11 protein-coding genes are annotated in these 14,509 nt (G+C 54.3%); 8 read left to right on the top strand and 3 right to left on the bottom strand.

Annotation, left to right across the window (positions count from 1 at the left end):
* Positions 1–616 precede the first annotated feature (616 nt).
* The gene (locus HVZ39_RS00375) at positions 617–1,234 is read left to right on the top strand and encodes a trimeric intracellular cation channel family protein (protein WP_181633100.1); all 618 of its coding nucleotides are present in this window, start codon (positions 617–619) and stop codon (positions 1,232–1,234) included.
* Here HVZ39_RS00375 and ligB read toward each other — a convergent pair.
* Complete coding sequence (ligB, locus tag HVZ39_RS00370; RefSeq protein WP_181633099.1) at positions 1,231–2,910, bottom strand: NAD-dependent DNA ligase LigB; 1,680 nt, start codon at positions 2,908–2,910, stop codon at positions 1,231–1,233. The two genes, HVZ39_RS00375 and ligB, sit on opposite strands and share 4 nt — an antisense overlap.
* Positions 2,911–3,171: 261 nt before the next feature.
* Between ligB and gmk the strand changes: the two genes are divergently transcribed.
* The 5 genes from gmk to recG are packed head-to-tail and all read left to right on the top strand — an operon-like array spanning position 3,172 to position 9,045.
* Positions 3,172–3,795 carry a guanylate kinase gene (gene gmk / locus HVZ39_RS00365; RefSeq protein WP_019078035.1) on the top strand — a complete coding sequence of 208 codons (624 nt, stop codon included), beginning with the start codon at positions 3,172–3,174 and terminating at the stop codon, positions 3,793–3,795.
* A gap of 54 nt (positions 3,796–3,849) precedes the next feature.
* Positions 3,850–4,125, top strand: coding sequence for a DNA-directed RNA polymerase subunit omega (rpoZ, locus tag HVZ39_RS00360; RefSeq protein ID WP_000135058.1), 276 nt, complete (start codon positions 3,850–3,852; stop codon positions 4,123–4,125).
* Between the two features lie 18 nt (positions 4,126–4,143).
* On the top strand, positions 4,144–6,258 hold the full coding sequence (gene spoT / locus HVZ39_RS00355) for a bifunctional GTP diphosphokinase/guanosine-3',5'-bis pyrophosphate 3'-pyrophosphohydrolase (protein ID WP_003024038.1): 2,115 nt from the start codon (positions 4,144–4,146) through the stop codon (positions 6,256–6,258).
* A gap of 10 nt (positions 6,259–6,268) precedes the next feature.
* Entirely contained in the window at positions 6,269–6,958 is a 690-nt protein-coding gene (trmH, locus tag HVZ39_RS00350; protein WP_016155007.1) for a tRNA (guanosine(18)-2'-O)-methyltransferase TrmH, read from the top strand.
* A gap of 5 nt (positions 6,959–6,963) precedes the next feature.
* Complete coding sequence (gene recG, locus HVZ39_RS00345) at positions 6,964–9,045, top strand: ATP-dependent DNA helicase RecG (RefSeq protein ID WP_181633098.1); 2,082 nt, start codon at positions 6,964–6,966, stop codon at positions 9,043–9,045.
* A 46-nt stretch (positions 9,046–9,091) separates the two neighbouring features.
* Here recG and gltS read toward each other — a convergent pair whose 3' ends face one another.
* Positions 9,092–10,297 carry a sodium/glutamate symporter gene (gene gltS / locus HVZ39_RS00340; protein WP_016155009.1) on the bottom strand — a complete coding sequence of 402 codons (1,206 nt, stop codon included), beginning with the start codon at positions 10,295–10,297 and terminating at the stop codon, positions 9,092–9,094.
* A 225-nt stretch (positions 10,298–10,522) separates the two neighbouring features.
* Here gltS and xanP point away from each other — a divergent pair, with 225 nt between their 5' ends.
* A complete protein-coding gene (gene xanP / locus HVZ39_RS00335) occupies positions 10,523–11,914 on the top strand; it encodes a xanthine/proton symporter XanP (protein ID WP_003024026.1) in 1,392 nt (463 codons plus the stop codon).
* A gap of 121 nt (positions 11,915–12,035) precedes the next feature.
* Positions 12,036–13,745, top strand: a complete 1,710-nt coding sequence (locus tag HVZ39_RS00330; RefSeq protein ID WP_016155010.1) for an AsmA family protein — start codon at positions 12,036–12,038, stop codon at positions 13,743–13,745.
* A gap of 44 nt (positions 13,746–13,789) precedes the next feature.
* On the opposite strand, the gene HVZ39_RS00325 is transcribed toward HVZ39_RS00330, so the two are convergent.
* The gene (locus HVZ39_RS00325) at positions 13,790–14,470 is read right to left on the bottom strand and encodes a D-lyxose/D-mannose family sugar isomerase (protein ID WP_181633097.1); all 681 of its coding nucleotides are present in this window, start codon (positions 14,468–14,470) and stop codon (positions 13,790–13,792) included.
* Positions 14,471–14,509: the final 39 nt, after the last annotated feature.

Here is a 14,509-nt window from a genome sequence, read left to right as displayed (position 1 = left end):
GTGTATATTATCCCGCTTCTTAAATTTCCAGCCTCTCTGCCATCCTGAATTTCTTCTCTTACGCTCATACCTGGCATTCCAACGCACTAAATGCGGAAGATTTTGCTGTAAATGCACCTATCCACATAGAAGCGATAGCTGAGGAAGTCATTTTTCAGAATAGAAGCCGCTGAATATCAGACTTTACTCAGAATAACTTCCCCAATGACATCTGGAGTGTAGTGGTTCTAAGAAATATCATTTTTGCAGCGCACCAAAGTACATACCACACCTACTAATCTCTCGCTGCAACATTCAAGGTATGACTGAAATACGAACCGGAGTGTCAATTTGTCCAGTGGTCGAGGGTGATAGTTTAGGTGAAATAGATATGTAGCCCACCCATAAACGACGGGGCTACGTGTTTTTCCCAACACTTCGGTTGTGACCCATCCAGTTCTAATTATATTTTCTCATCATTTATTGTCACCATTCATAAAGTAAAGCCCATACCATAACGCATTTACAGCAAACTCACATTAGCTGTAGTTATTAAAATCACTTCACCTTAGAAAATCTCAATCGTGACAATGCGCACAAATCGTTAACCTTAGCCCCAGCAAATCAGGGGGAATACATGCTGTTACACGTTTTATATTTAATTGGTATTACTGCCGAAGCCATGACCGGTGCGCTTGCGGCTGGGCGTCGTCGTATGGATACATTTGGCGTCATTATCATTGCCACCGCGACGGCCATTGGCGGCGGCTCGGTACGCGACATTCTTCTCGGCCACTATCCGCTCGGCTGGGTAAAGCACCCTGAATACGTCATTATCGTGGCGACCGCTGCGGTACTCACCACCATTATTGCCCCCGTCATGCCCTATCTGCGTAAAATATTCCTCGTCCTGGATGCGCTGGGCCTGGTGGTCTTTTCTATTATTGGCGCCCAGGTGGCACTGGATATGGGTCATGGACCGATTATTGCCGTGGTCGCTGCGGTCACTACCGGGGTCTTTGGTGGTGTATTACGTGACATGTTCTGCAAACGCATCCCGTTAGTATTCCAGAAAGAACTGTATGCCGGCGTTTCATTTGCCGCTGCGGTGCTGTATATCGTGCTGCAACATTATCTCTCCAGCCACGATGTGGTGGTGATCTCTACCCTGCTCTTTGGCTTTACCGCCCGACTGCTGGCGCTGCGCCTGAAGTTGGGGCTGCCGGTATTTTACTATCGCCATGAAGGCCATTAAGGCATAAAGCCCGTGATCCGCTGAGCAGCTAACCAGTTGCTCAGCGCTATGATCTCTTTATCCTCCAGCCATTGAATAACCTGTCGTGCCCGTCGCTCCCCCATGAAAGGAAGCTGCCGCCAGCTTTGTTCACTGCGCTCCCGTAACTGCTGCCACGAACCATCCCGACTGGCATTCAACGTTGCCTGTGTTAACGGTATTCCCATGGCAATCACCCAGCGCGTAAATGGAAGACGGCGTGACAGATTGAACTGATGCCACAGCTTCCCCCCTTTGTTCACGCCAAATGTGGACTGTAGCTGCTCCTGCGTTAATCCAAGCCAGGAAAAGATATGTTCAAAGCGATACGTCTGATGTAGCTCCCGCCATCCCGCCTCGCCCATACCCTCCAGCCCTAACACATCTTTGGCCCCCAGCCAGACGAGCCTGGCAACAAACTGTTCCTGACACTCCGCTGTGGCATAAAAACAAGTTAGTGAATTGAAGCGCCCCTCAGGTGGTGCTGGCTTATTACGCTGGGTGCTGCGCCAAACCACCTCATCAATACGGGGAATCCCCTGTCCGGCCAGACTTATCAGAATCTGATCGCCAGGCGCAATATCCCATTCATTCCAGCGCCGGACTGAGCCAATATTGACGCGCTGCACCCGCTTATCATCCAGCATGACGGGGACCAGCAATGCAACCACCGCAATTTTCCCGCTTTTGCCAACGGAAAACTGAATACCCGTCACCTCAGATACCCTGGCCACGGGAGGATATTTCCACGCTGCCAGCCAGTCTCCCTGTCCGGGTAGCCAGTATTGCGCCCGCGGTTCTTTTCCCGTTCGCACCACCACACCATCCGTCACAAAAGGTAACGCTGAAGTCCACCACCTGGCACGCGCCTGCTCGACGTCATCCGCACTCTTCACGGCCTGAGTATATCGTTGCGTGAAACTGAACCCGGCAGCAGTGAGTTGCTCAAGTCTTTCCGACATGGCAACTGGACCATCAGGCCAGGCCCAGATAAAAATAGCCAGCGAACGTAACATTTCCGGGTTGCTCTGGCGCATCATCATTCCAGCAACCTTTGAGCGGGCGTTCATTCCCCCTCTCTGCTGCTGAATATGCCCTTGTTGCTGCAAAAATATCTCCCCCTGCAACGTACTGTTAGAGAGCGGCCCGCTGGTAGTACGTGGAACGGAAGGGATCTGAAGAACCTTTTGCGTCCAGTCTTCGCCTTTCAGACCGTTACCACGGCTAATCGCCCGTATCAGATTGCCATTGCGATAGACCAGCGTGACCGCCACGCCATCCACCTTCGGCTGCACCCAGAGATCGCTGCGAGCATGCATCCATTGCTGTAGCGCTTGCTTATCGGCAAGTTTTCGAACTCCCGTATGGGGAACGGGGTGCGAGACTGTTCCACTTATTGGGGGCGCAGATAGATCTGATGGGGCTTCATCGCCAAAACAGCGCTGCCACTGGATGAGCTGCGCATTGAGCTGGTCATAAACGGCGTCGTCTACGACACTTTCCCCTTGTTTCCAGTAACTGTCATTCCACTGTGTTATCTGCTGCTGTAGTCGTGAAATTTCCTCTTGTGCCCTGGCAGGCGACCAGACGGGGCATACCGCCCATGAGGGTAGATACCACATTAGCAAAACCAGCCCTATGCATTTCCATAATCCCATGCTATCTCCGCTGAACAGTACGTTTCCCGGCAGATATAACGCGAATTGAAATGGAAACAGAGCGGCAAAAACTCATCCTGCGCGCAACGTTCCTGACATTTGCACGAATTGCTGCAAATCGCGGATAAAACAGGAAACTGGTACGCAAAACGCAATAAACATGCGCAAAAAGTGTGACAAGGGCTACGTCACATAGCGGCTACGTGTATAATAAGCCCGTATGTAGGCTCTCTTTCGACAATCACATACATTAAGATACTCATGGCTCAAGGCACGCTTTATATTGTTTCTGCCCCCAGTGGCGCGGGTAAATCCAGCCTGATTCAGGCTTTATTAAAGACCCAACCGTTGTATGACACCCAGGTTTCTGTTTCGCACACCACGCGCGCACCGCGCCCGGGGGAAGTGCACGGTGAACACTATTTTTTTGTGAACCATGACGAATTCAGAACCATGATTGGCAGAGACGCGTTCCTGGAACACGCTGAGGTTTTCGGTAATTACTACGGCACCTCGCGTGAGACCATTGAGCAAGTATTAGCATCCGGCGTAGACGTCTTTTTAGATATCGACTGGCAAGGTGCGCAGCAGATTCGTCAAAAAATGCCGCATGCGCGCAGTATTTTTATTTTGCCGCCATCTAAGATTGAGCTGGATCGCCGTCTTCGTGGCCGCGGTCAGGATAGCGAAGACGTGATCGCAAAACGTATGGCGCAAGCTGTTGCAGAAATGAGCCATTACGCCGAATATGATTATCTTATTGTGAATGATGATTTCGATACCGCCCTGGGCGATTTGAAAACTATCATTCGCGCCGAACGTCTGCGCATGAGCCGCCAAAAGCAGCGTCATGACGCTTTAATCAGCAAACTGTTGGCAGACTGAACCCACATTCAGTATCATGCCCAGTCATTTCTTCACCTGTGGAGCATTTTAAGTATGGCACGCGTAACTGTTCAGGACGCTGTAGAGAAAATTGGTAACCGTTTTGACCTGGTACTGGTCGCCGCGCGTCGCGCTCGTCAGATGCAGGTAGGCGGAAAGGATCCGCTCGTACCGGAAGAAAACGATAAAACTACCGTTATCGCGCTGCGCGAAATCGAAGAAGGTCTGATCAACAACCAGATCCTCGACGTGCGTGAGCGCCAGGAACAGCAAGAGCAGGAAGCCGCTGAATTACAAGCCGTTACCGCTATTGCTGAAGGTCGTCGTTAATCACAAAGCGGGTCGCCCTTGTATCTGTTTGAAAGCCTGAATCAACTGATTCAAAACTACCTGCCGGAAGACCAGATTAAGCGTCTTCGGCAGGCGTATCTCGTTGCACGTGACGCTCACGAGGGCCAGACACGTTCAAGCGGTGAACCCTATATCACGCACCCGGTAGCGGTAGCCTGCATTCTGGCCGAGATGAAACTCGACTATGAAACGCTGATGGCTGCGCTGCTGCATGACGTGATTGAAGATACCCCAGCCACCTACCAGGACATGGAACAGCTTTTTGGTAAAAGCGTTGCTGAACTGGTAGAAGGGGTGTCGAAACTTGATAAGCTTAAGTTTCGCGATAAGAAAGAGGCGCAAGCCGAAAACTTTCGCAAGATGATTATGGCGATGGTGCAGGATATCCGCGTCATTCTCATCAAACTCGCTGACCGTACCCACAACATGCGCACGCTGGGCTCATTACGCCCGGACAAGCGTCGCCGCATCGCCCGTGAAACCCTCGAAATCTATAGTCCGCTGGCACACCGTTTAGGTATTCATCACATTAAAACCGAGCTGGAAGAGCTGGGTTTTGAAGCGCTGTACCCGAACCGCTATCGCGTGATTAAAGAAGTGGTTAAAGCCGCTCGTGGCAACCGCAAAGAGATGATCCAAAAAATCCTCTCGGAAATCGAAGGGCGTTTACAGGAGGCAGGCATTCCGTGTCGCGTAAGTGGCCGCGAGAAGCACCTGTACTCTATTTACTGCAAAATGGTGCTCAAAGAGCAGCGTTTTCACTCCATCATGGATATCTACGCTTTTCGCGTTATCGTTCATGATTCCGATACCTGTTATCGCGTACTCGGCCAGATGCACAGCCTGTACAAACCTCGTCCTGGTCGCGTGAAAGACTATATCGCCATTCCGAAAGCGAACGGATATCAGTCTTTGCACACCTCAATGATCGGCCCTCACGGCGTCCCGGTTGAAGTACAGATTCGTACCGAAGACATGGACCAGATGGCAGAGATGGGTGTCGCAGCGCACTGGGCTTACAAAGAGCACGGCGGCGAAAGCAGCACCACCGCACAAATCCGCGCTCAACGCTGGATGCAAAGCCTGCTGGAACTGCAGCAGAGCGCCGGTAGCTCGTTTGAATTTATTGAAAGCGTCAAATCTGATCTCTTCCCGGATGAGATTTATGTTTTCACACCGGAAGGGCGCATTGTCGAACTGCCTGCCGGTGCAACGCCTGTCGACTTCGCCTACGCCGTGCATACCGATATCGGTCATGCCTGCGTCGGCGCACGCGTCGACAGACAACCTTACCCGCTTTCGCAGCCGCTCTTTAGCGGACAGACCGTTGAGATTATTACCGCTCCGGGCGCCCGTCCGAATGCAGCGTGGCTCAACTTCGTCGTCAGTTCGAAAGCGCGCGCCAAAATTCGCCAACTGCTGAAAAACCTCAAGCGCGATGATTCCGTCAGTCTGGGTCGTCGACTGCTCAACCATGCCTTAGGCGGTAGCCGTAAACTGGCTGAGATCCCGCCAGAGAGCATCCAGCGTGAGCTTGAGCGCATGAAGCTCGCCACGCTTGACGATCTGCTCGCGGAAATCGGTCTGGGTAACGCCATGAGCGTGGTGGTAGCGAAAAACCTCCAGCAGGGCGAAGCAACGGCAAACGTGCCAGCGCAATCTGGCCACGGTCATCTGCCGATCAAAGGCGCAGATGGCGTGCTGATCACCTTCGCGAAATGCTGTCGTCCGATTCCTGGCGATCCAATCATTGCCCACGTCAGCCCGGGTAAAGGTCTGGTGATTCACCATGAATCCTGCCGTAACATTCGTGGCTATCAAAAAGAGCCAGAGAAGTTTATGGCGGTGGAATGGGATAAAGAGACAGAGCAGGAGTTCATCACCGAGATTAAGGTGGATATGTTTAACCACCAGGGTGCTCTGGCGAACCTGACGGCGGCAATCAACACGACTACCTCCAACATTCAAAGTCTGAATACGGAAGAGAAAGATGGCCGCGTCTATAGCGCCTTTATTCGCCTGACCGCTCGCGATCGCGTGCACCTGGCGAATATCATGCGCAAAATCCGCGTCATGCCGGACGTGATAAAAGTCACCCGTAACCGTAACTAGAACACGTTTTATGAATACTCAACGTTATGCACGTATTTGCGAGATGCTCGCACGTCGTCAGCCCGATCTGACCGTCTGCATGGAGCAGGTCCACAAACCTCATAACGTTTCTGCAATCATTCGTACTGCAGACGCGGTCGGCGTGCATGAAGTCCACGCCGTCTGGCCTGGTAGCCGTATGCGCACCATGGCCTCTTCTGCCGCAGGCAGCAACAGTTGGGTTCAGGTGAAGACTCACCGCACTATTGGCGATGCGGTCACACATTTAAAAAGCCAGGGTATGCAGGTTCTGGCAACACATCTGTCAGATAAAGCCGTGGATTTTCGCGAGATTGATTACACGCGCCCCACCTGCATCCTGATGGGCCAGGAGAAAACCGGCATAACTCAGGAAGCGTTGGATCTGGCGGATCAGGACATCATCATTCCCATGACTGGCATGGTGCAATCGCTGAACGTTTCGGTCGCCTCCGCGCTGATTCTGTACGAAGCACAGCGCCAGCGGCAAAACGCCGGCATGTACCGACGAGAAAACAGCATGCTGGCGCAAGATGAGCAGCAGCGTTTGCTGTTTGAAGGCGGTTATCCGGTGCTGGCGAATGTCGCTAAGCGCAAAGGTCTTCCCTACCCCCACGTAAACACGCAGGGCGAAATTGAAGCCGATGCAACGTGGTGGGCCACTATGCAATCTGCGAGATAAACGCGATGAAAGGCCGTTTACTGGATGCCATCCCACTCAATTCTCTGACCGGCGTTGGCGCAGCGCAAAGCAGTAAACTGGCGAAAATTGGCCTGCACACCGTGCAGGACCTTCTGCTCCACCTCCCTCTGCGTTACGAAGACCGCACGCACCTGTACCCGATTGGCGAACTGCTGCCGGGCGTTTACGCCACCGTAGAAGGCGAAGTGCTGAACTGCAATATCACCTTCGGCGGACGCCGGATGATGACCTGTCAGATCAGTGATGGCTCCGGCATTCTCACCATGCGCTTTTTCAACTTCAGCGCCGCAATGAAAAATAGTCTCGCCACCGGTCGCCGGGTGCTGGCCTATGGCGAAGCCAAACGCGGAAAATACGGCGCAGAGATGATCCACCCGGAGTATCGCGTACAGGGCGATCTCAGCACGCCGGAATTGCAGGAAACGCTCACACCGGTGTATCCAACCACCGAAGGCGTGAAGCAGGCCACGCTGCGCAAACTGACCGATCAAGCGCTGGACCTGCTCGATACCTGCGCCATTGCCGAACTACTACCGCCAGAGTTGTTGCAAGGCATGATGAGCCTGCCGGAAGCTCTGCGCACATTGCACCGTCCACCGCCGTCACTGCAGTTGAGCGATCTGGAAACCGGTCAGCATCCAGCACAGCGACGTCTGATACTGGAAGAACTGCTGGCGCATAACCTCAGCATGCTGGCACTACGCGCCGGGGCGCAACGTTTCCACGCCCAGCCGCTGCTCGTAAACAACGCGCTGAAAGATAAGCTGCTGGCGGCTCTACCGTTTAAACCCACCGGCGCCCAGGCCCGCGTTACCGCTGAGATCGAACGCGATATGGCACTGGATGTCCCCATGATGCGTCTGGTGCAGGGCGATGTCGGCTCAGGTAAAACGCTGGTTGCGGCGCTGGCCGCCCTACGTGCCATCGCACATGGTAAGCAAGTTGCGCTGATGGCCCCCACCGAACTGCTGGCTGAACAGCACGCGAATAACTTCCGCAACTGGTTCGCGCCACTGGGTATTGAAGTTGGCTGGCTGGCAGGTAAACAGAAAGGCAAAGCACGCCTGGCACAGCAGGAAGCTATCGCCAGCGGTGAGGTGCAGATGATTGTCGGCACGCACGCAATTTTCCAGGAACAGGTGCAGTTCAACGGACTGGCACTGGTTATCATCGACGAACAGCACCGTTTTGGCGTACATCAGCGCCTGGCGCTGTGGGAGAAAGGTCAGCAGCAGGGTTTCCACCCACACCAGCTAATCATGACCGCCACCCCAATCCCGCGAACGCTGGCGATGACCGCCTATGCCGATCTCGACACGTCGGTCATTGACGAACTCCCTCCGGGGCGTACGCCGGTCACCACGGTGGCAATTCCGGATACCCGCCGCAGCGATATTATTGACCGCGTGCGCAACGCTTGTACCCATGAAGGGCGCCAGGCGTACTGGGTCTGTACGCTGATTGAGGAGTCTGATTTGTTAGAAGCTCAGGCGGCTGAAGCCACGTGGGAAGAGCTTAAACTGGTGCTGCCAGAGCTGAATATTGGCCTGGTACACGGCCGTATGAAGCCCGCAGAGAAGCAGTCGGTAATGGCGGCCTTTAAGCAGGGCGAACTGCAACTGCTGGTTGCCACCACGGTGATTGAAGTGGGCGTAGACGTACCTAACGCCAGCCTGATGATTATTGAAAACCCGGAGCGCTTGGGCCTGGCGCAGTTGCACCAGCTACGTGGTCGCGTAGGTCGTGGCGCGGTGGCCTCCCACTGCGTCCTGCTCTACAAATCGCCGCTGTCAAAAACCGCGCAAAAACGCCTACAGGTTCTGCGCGACAGCAACGACGGATTCGTGATCGCGCAAAAAGATTTAGAGATCCGCGGGCCCGGCGAGCTGTTGGGTACGCGCCAGACCGGAACGGCAGAATTCAAAGTCGCAGATTTATTGCGCGATCAGGCGATTATCCCGGAAGTTCAGCGCATTGCCCGTCATATTCACGAACGTTACCCGCAACAGGCTGTGGCGCTGATTGAACGCTGGATGCCGGAAACCGAGCGCTACTCCAACGCATAGTCGATTCATAGCGGCGGCGGATGTGACTCCGCCCGCCGCACAGACATTATTGCGCAAAAATCGGCAGCAGCAGATACAGCTTAATTACCAGCGCATTGACGATATCGATAAAGAACGCCCCCACCATCGGCACCACCAGAAACGCCATATGGGATGGTCCAAAACGTTCTGTAATTGCCTGCATGTTGGCAATCGCCGTGGGTGTCGCACCGAGGCCAAAACCGCAGTGTCCGGCTGCCAGCACGGCGGCATCGTAGTTCTTACCCATCATGCGCCAGGTGACGAATATCGCGTACAGCGCCATGAAAATGGTCTGCACAACCAGGATTGCCAGCATCGGCAGGGCCAGAGAAGCCAGCTCCCACAGCTTCAGACTCATTAGCGCCATCGCCAGGAACAGCGACAGGCTAACGTTACCCAACACCGAAACCGCGCGCTCGAACACCCGATAAAAACCCATTAACGCCAGGCCGTTACTGAGGATCACCCCAACAAACAGCACGCAGACGAAAGTCGGCAGTTCCAGCACCGTTCCGACCAACATTTGTGCAACGATTTTACCCACCGTCAGACAGATAGCGATCAGCGCAATGGTTTCAATCAGCACCAGCGAAGTGATTATGCGTCCAACATCTGGCTTTTCAAATGCGGTAGGCACAGCCTGATCGTCCGGCATGCCGTCTGGCGTGGTAGAGTGTTTGACCAGATAGCGGGCCACCGGGCCGCCAATCAATCCGCCCAGCACCAGGCCAAACGTTGCGCAAGCCATCGCCACTTCAGTCGCATTAGCGAAACCATAGCGCTCAATAAACAGTTTGCTCCATGCGGCCCCGGTTCCATGCCCACCAGAGAGGGTTATCGAACCGGCTATCAGACCCATCAGCGGATCCAGACCCAGCAGAGTCGCCATACCAATACCGATGGCGTTTTGCATCAGCAGCAGGCCAACAACCACAATCAGAAAGATACCCACCACACGGCCACCCGCGCGCAGGCTGGCGATATTGGCGTTCAGGCCGATAGTAGCGAAGAATGCCAGCATCAGCGGATCGCGCAGGGTCATATCGAAGTTCACTTCCCAACCCATGCTTTTTTTCAGCACCAGCAGCGCAATCGCCACCAGCAATCCGCCAGCTACAGGTTCGGGAATGGTGTATTTTTTCAGGAAGGAAACAGACTGGACGAGCTTACGTCCCAGCAGCAACACAAGGGTTGCCGCAACCAGCGTTGATAACGTATCGAGATAAAACATTTACAACTCCATTAGTGCGTTTAGCACAATCACGCACGATGCATTCCAGACCGATTTTTAGCTCTTATTGAGTTTTCGGTGTGGATTTTAAGCAGAAAATCATGAAAAGTTATATAAAAATGTTTGTTTATCCGTTTTAAATATTAAGAACACCTGGTAGCAAACGTTTGCATTTCCGCCATGGTCAGATAAAATCACCGCTTTTCCACCATGGGATTGCCTCTGATGTCCGTTAACGCCGTAGAGTCAACAAATGCGCAACCGGTTGCGCAGACTCACAACAGTGAACTGATTTACCGTCTTGAAGATCGCCCCCCACTAGCCCAGACCCTGTTTGCCGCCTGTCAGCACCTGCTGGCCATGTTCGTCGCGGTAATCACCCCAGCGCTGTTAATTTGCCAGGCGCTCGGTTTACCGGCTCAGGATACTCAACACATTATCAGTATGTCGCTGTTCGCTTCCGGCGTGGCTTCTATCATTCAGATCAAAGCCTGGGGGCCGGTCGGCTCAGGGCTATTATCCATTCAGGGCACCAGCTTTAACTTTGTTGCGCCACTGATTATGGGCGGTACAGCGCTAAAAACCGGTGGTGCAGATGTCCCAACCATGATGGCGGCGCTGTTCGGTACACTGATGCTGGCAAGCTGCACTGAGATGGTTATCTCACGCGTACTGCATCTGGCGCGTCGTATCATTACCCCGCTGGTCTCAGGCGTGGTGGTGATGATTATCGGCCTGTCACTGATTCAGGTAGGTCTGACGTCGATTGGCGGCGGCTATGCGGCAATGAGCGACAACACCTTTGGCGCACCAAAGAATTTACTGCTGGCTGGCGTCGTGCTGGCGCTGATTATCCTGCTTAACCGCCAGCGCAACCCGTACCTGCGCGTTGCGTCACTGGTGATTGCGATGGCGGCAGGTTACCTGTTGGCGTGGTTTATGGATATGCTGCCGCAAAATACCGCGCCGGTAAGTCAGGACCTGCTGATGGTGCCAACGCCGTTGTATTATGGCCTGGGTATCGACTGGAGCTTACTGCTGCCGCTGATGCTAGTGTTTATGATTACCTCGCTGGAAACCATCGGTGATATTACAGCCACTTCCGATGTCTCCGAGCAGCCCGTTTCTGGTCCGCTGTACATGAAACGCCTGAAAGGCGGCGTACTGGCGAACGGTCTGAACTCGTTTGTTTCAGCCGTATTTAACACCTTCCCGAACTCCTGTTTTGGACAAAACAACGGGGTTATTCAGTTAACGGGCGTTGCCAGCCGCTACGTTGGTTTTGTGGTTGCGCTGATGCTGATCGCGTTGGGCCTGTTCCCGGCGGTCAGCGGTTTTGTACAGCATATTCCTGAGCCGGTACTCGGCGGTGCTACGCTGGTGATGTTCGGTACTATCGCGGCATCCGGCGTGCGTATCGTATCCCGCGAACCGCTGAACCGCCGCGCAATTCTGATTATCGCGCTGTCGCTGGCCGTCGGCCTCGGCGTTTCCCAGCAGCCGCTGATCCTGCAGTTCGCTCCGGACTGGGTGAAAAACCTGCTCTCTTCCGGCATTGCCGCAGGCGGTATTACCGCTATCGTTCTGAATCTGGTGTTCCCACCAGAGAAGCAATAAGCAAAATGCGGCGTTGATTCTGAATCAACGCCGCTGTAACGCTCTTTCACCATTCCCGCCTTGAGCATTGCGCCTAAATCGTGCATAACTTGACTATGTGCACTTCGCGGGATGGAAGACCATGAAATTTATTGGAAAGCTGCTTCTTTACGTGCTGATCGCCCTTGCAGTGGCGATCCTCGGCTTATATTTTCTACTGCAAACCCGCTGGGGCGCAGAGCACGTCAGCGCCTGGGTTTCGCAGAACAGCAGCTACCATCTGGCATTTGATGCCATCGATCACCGGTTTTCTTCTCCTTCCCATATTCTGCTGGAAAACGTCACCTTTGGCCGGGATGGTCAGCCCGCAACGCTGGTCGCCAAAACGGTCGATATTGGACTGAGCAGCCGCCAAATCACCGACCCGCTGCACGTAGACACCATTCTTTTGCAAAACGGCACGCTGAATCTTTCCCAGCAAACTGCGCCGCTGCCGTTCCAGGCCGATCGCCTGCAATTGCAAGATATGGCGCTTAACAGTCCCGGTAGCGAGTGGACCCTGAGCGCGCAGCGCGTTAACGGCGGAGTCATTCCCTGGAGTCCTGAGGCGGGTAAAATTCTCGGGAGTAAAGCGCAAATTCAGCTCAGCGCCAGTTCGTTGACGCTGAACGACGTCCCCACGACCAACGTATTGATTGAAGGCAGTATTGACCATGACCGTGTGACGCTGAGCAATATTGGCGCAGACGTGGCGCGTGGCGCATTAACCGGCGTGGCACAACGCAATGCCGACGGTAGTTGGGTAGTGGAGAATCTGCGCCTGAACGATATTCGGCTGCAAAGCGATAAATCGCTGGCCGAGTTTTTTGCTCCGTTAAGCACTATTCCTTCCCTGCAAATTGGTCGTCTGGAAGTAACAGATGCCCGTCTGCAAGGCCCTGACTGGGCGGTGACGGATCTCGATCTGAGCTTGCGCAACATGACCTTCAGCAAGGACGACTGGCAAACTCAAGAAGGAAAACTGTCGATGAACGCCAGCGAGTTTATCTACGGCTCTCTGCACTTTTTCGATCCGATTATGAACGCCGAGTTCTCGCCGCAGGGCATAGCGCTGCGTCAGTTCACCACCCGCTGGGAAGGGGGAATGGTCAGAACATCCGGAAACTGGCAGCGCAACAACAAAGCGCTGGTCCTCGATGATGCCGCCATTGCCGGTCTGGAGTACACGCTGCCGGAAAACTGGAAACAGCTGTGGATGAAACCTCTACCAGCCTGGCTAGCCAGCCTGACGCTGAAGAAATTCAGCGCCAGCCGTAATCTGGTGATTGATATCGACCCGAGCTTCCCATGGCAGCTCACCGCGCTGGACGGCTACGGTGCTAACCTCGGGCTGGTGCAGAACAATCAGTGGGGGATCTGGAGCGGGAGCGCTAACCTCAACGCCGCTGCCGGCACCTTTAACCGCACCGACGTGCGTCGTCCTTCGCTGGCGCTGACGGCGAACAGCAGCACCATCAATATCAGCGAACTAAGCGCCTATACGGAAAAAGGGTTGCTGGAGGCCACTGCCAGTATTTCACAGTTGCCTCAGCGTCAAACTCAGGTCAGCCTGAACGGGCGCGGCGTGCCAATGACGATTCTGCAACAGTGGGGATGGCCCGCACTGCCGCTTTCCGGCGACGGTAACATCCAGCTTACGGCCAGCGGCAATATTCAAGCCGATGCGCCACTCAAGCCAACGGTCAGCGGCCAGTTGCATGCGGTGAACGTGGAGAAACAGCAGGTAACGCAAACCATGCAGGCGGGCGTGGTATCCGGTAGTGAAGTTACCGCCCCACCCGCTGCGCAGTAAAATCTGACGGCCCGGCGGCGCTTTGCCTGCCGGGTCGCCGTTTATCACTGTAAGCGCGCATATTCACTGCACAACAGCCACTTCACCGGCTCGTCCTCTTCTATCGCCGGGAAGCGACCGCCTGGCTCAAGGAAGTGATTATCATGCAGGTCGTCATTGACCATCGAGATCTCCCAGCCCAGCACGAACGCTTTCTCCGCCCAAAAGCGATGATACAACCGCGGCGGCAGGCATACCCCCTGCCCCGGTTTCAATACCAGCGTCTCGCCAGCGTCAACGGAACGCCGCTGACCATCGACGCTAACCTCAACAATGCGGCGGGCATCATACCCGTCATCAGGCGTAGCCCACGCCAACTGCATACATAAATCACCGCCGCTGCGGTTAACGATATCTTCCATTTTATGGCGATGAAAATGCCATGGCGTCTGCTGATCCTGCTGAATCTGCAGCATCTTTTCGGCGTACGGTTTGGGGTAGCTGGCTGACCCTAACTGACCATTGCGCAACGTCAGTAACGTCAGCCCCGTTTGCGCAAAATCTCCGCGCCCAAAGTCGGTTATATCCCAGCCCAGTTGGAGATCGAGCACTTCACGCCACAGAGTGTGATCCTGTTGCCGCCAGGCATCAGCCGTAAAATACGCAAAGTCAGGCAGGCAAACCCGAAAAGTCTCGGCGATGGCATGCGCTTTATCGACGGCATAATTAATGTGTGAACGCTTCATTCCACTTTTCCTTGTTGCGAAAAAGGCGGGTCACCCCGC

The sequence above is a fragment of the Citrobacter sp. RHB35-C21 genome, assembly GCF_013816515.1.
Classification (GTDB): Bacteria; Pseudomonadota; Gammaproteobacteria; order Enterobacterales; family Enterobacteriaceae; genus Citrobacter; species Citrobacter braakii.
This window is presented reverse-complemented; position numbering and strand designations above follow the sequence as displayed.

What these genes read in the sequence shown, in the direction of transcription:
- rpoZ (WP_000135058.1), top strand. Translation starts at nt 3,850, where the DNA reads ATGGCACGCGTAACTGTTCAGGACGCTGTAGAGAAAATTGGTAACCGT.
- HVZ39_RS00330 (WP_016155010.1), top strand. Translation starts at nt 12,036, where the DNA reads ATGAAATTTATTGGAAAGCTGCTTCTTTACGTGCTGATCGCCCTTGCA.
- trmH (WP_016155007.1), top strand. Translation starts at nt 6,269, where the DNA reads ATGAATACTCAACGTTATGCACGTATTTGCGAGATGCTCGCACGTCGT.
- gmk (WP_019078035.1), top strand. Translation starts at nt 3,172, where the DNA reads ATGGCTCAAGGCACGCTTTATATTGTTTCTGCCCCCAGTGGCGCGGGT.
- HVZ39_RS00375 (WP_181633100.1), top strand. Translation starts at nt 617, where the DNA reads ATGCTGTTACACGTTTTATATTTAATTGGTATTACTGCCGAAGCCATG.
- HVZ39_RS00325 (WP_181633097.1), bottom strand. Translation starts at nt 14,470, where the DNA reads ATGAAGCGTTCACACATTAATTATGCCGTCGATAAAGCGCATGCCATC.
- xanP (WP_003024026.1), top strand. Translation starts at nt 10,523, where the DNA reads ATGTCCGTTAACGCCGTAGAGTCAACAAATGCGCAACCGGTTGCGCAG.
- ligB (WP_181633099.1), bottom strand. Translation starts at nt 2,910, where the DNA reads ATGGGATTATGGAAATGCATAGGGCTGGTTTTGCTAATGTGGTATCTA.
- recG (WP_181633098.1), top strand. Translation starts at nt 6,964, where the DNA reads ATGAAAGGCCGTTTACTGGATGCCATCCCACTCAATTCTCTGACCGGC.
- gltS (WP_016155009.1), bottom strand. Translation starts at nt 10,297, where the DNA reads ATGTTTTATCTCGATACGTTATCAACGCTGGTTGCGGCAACCCTTGTG.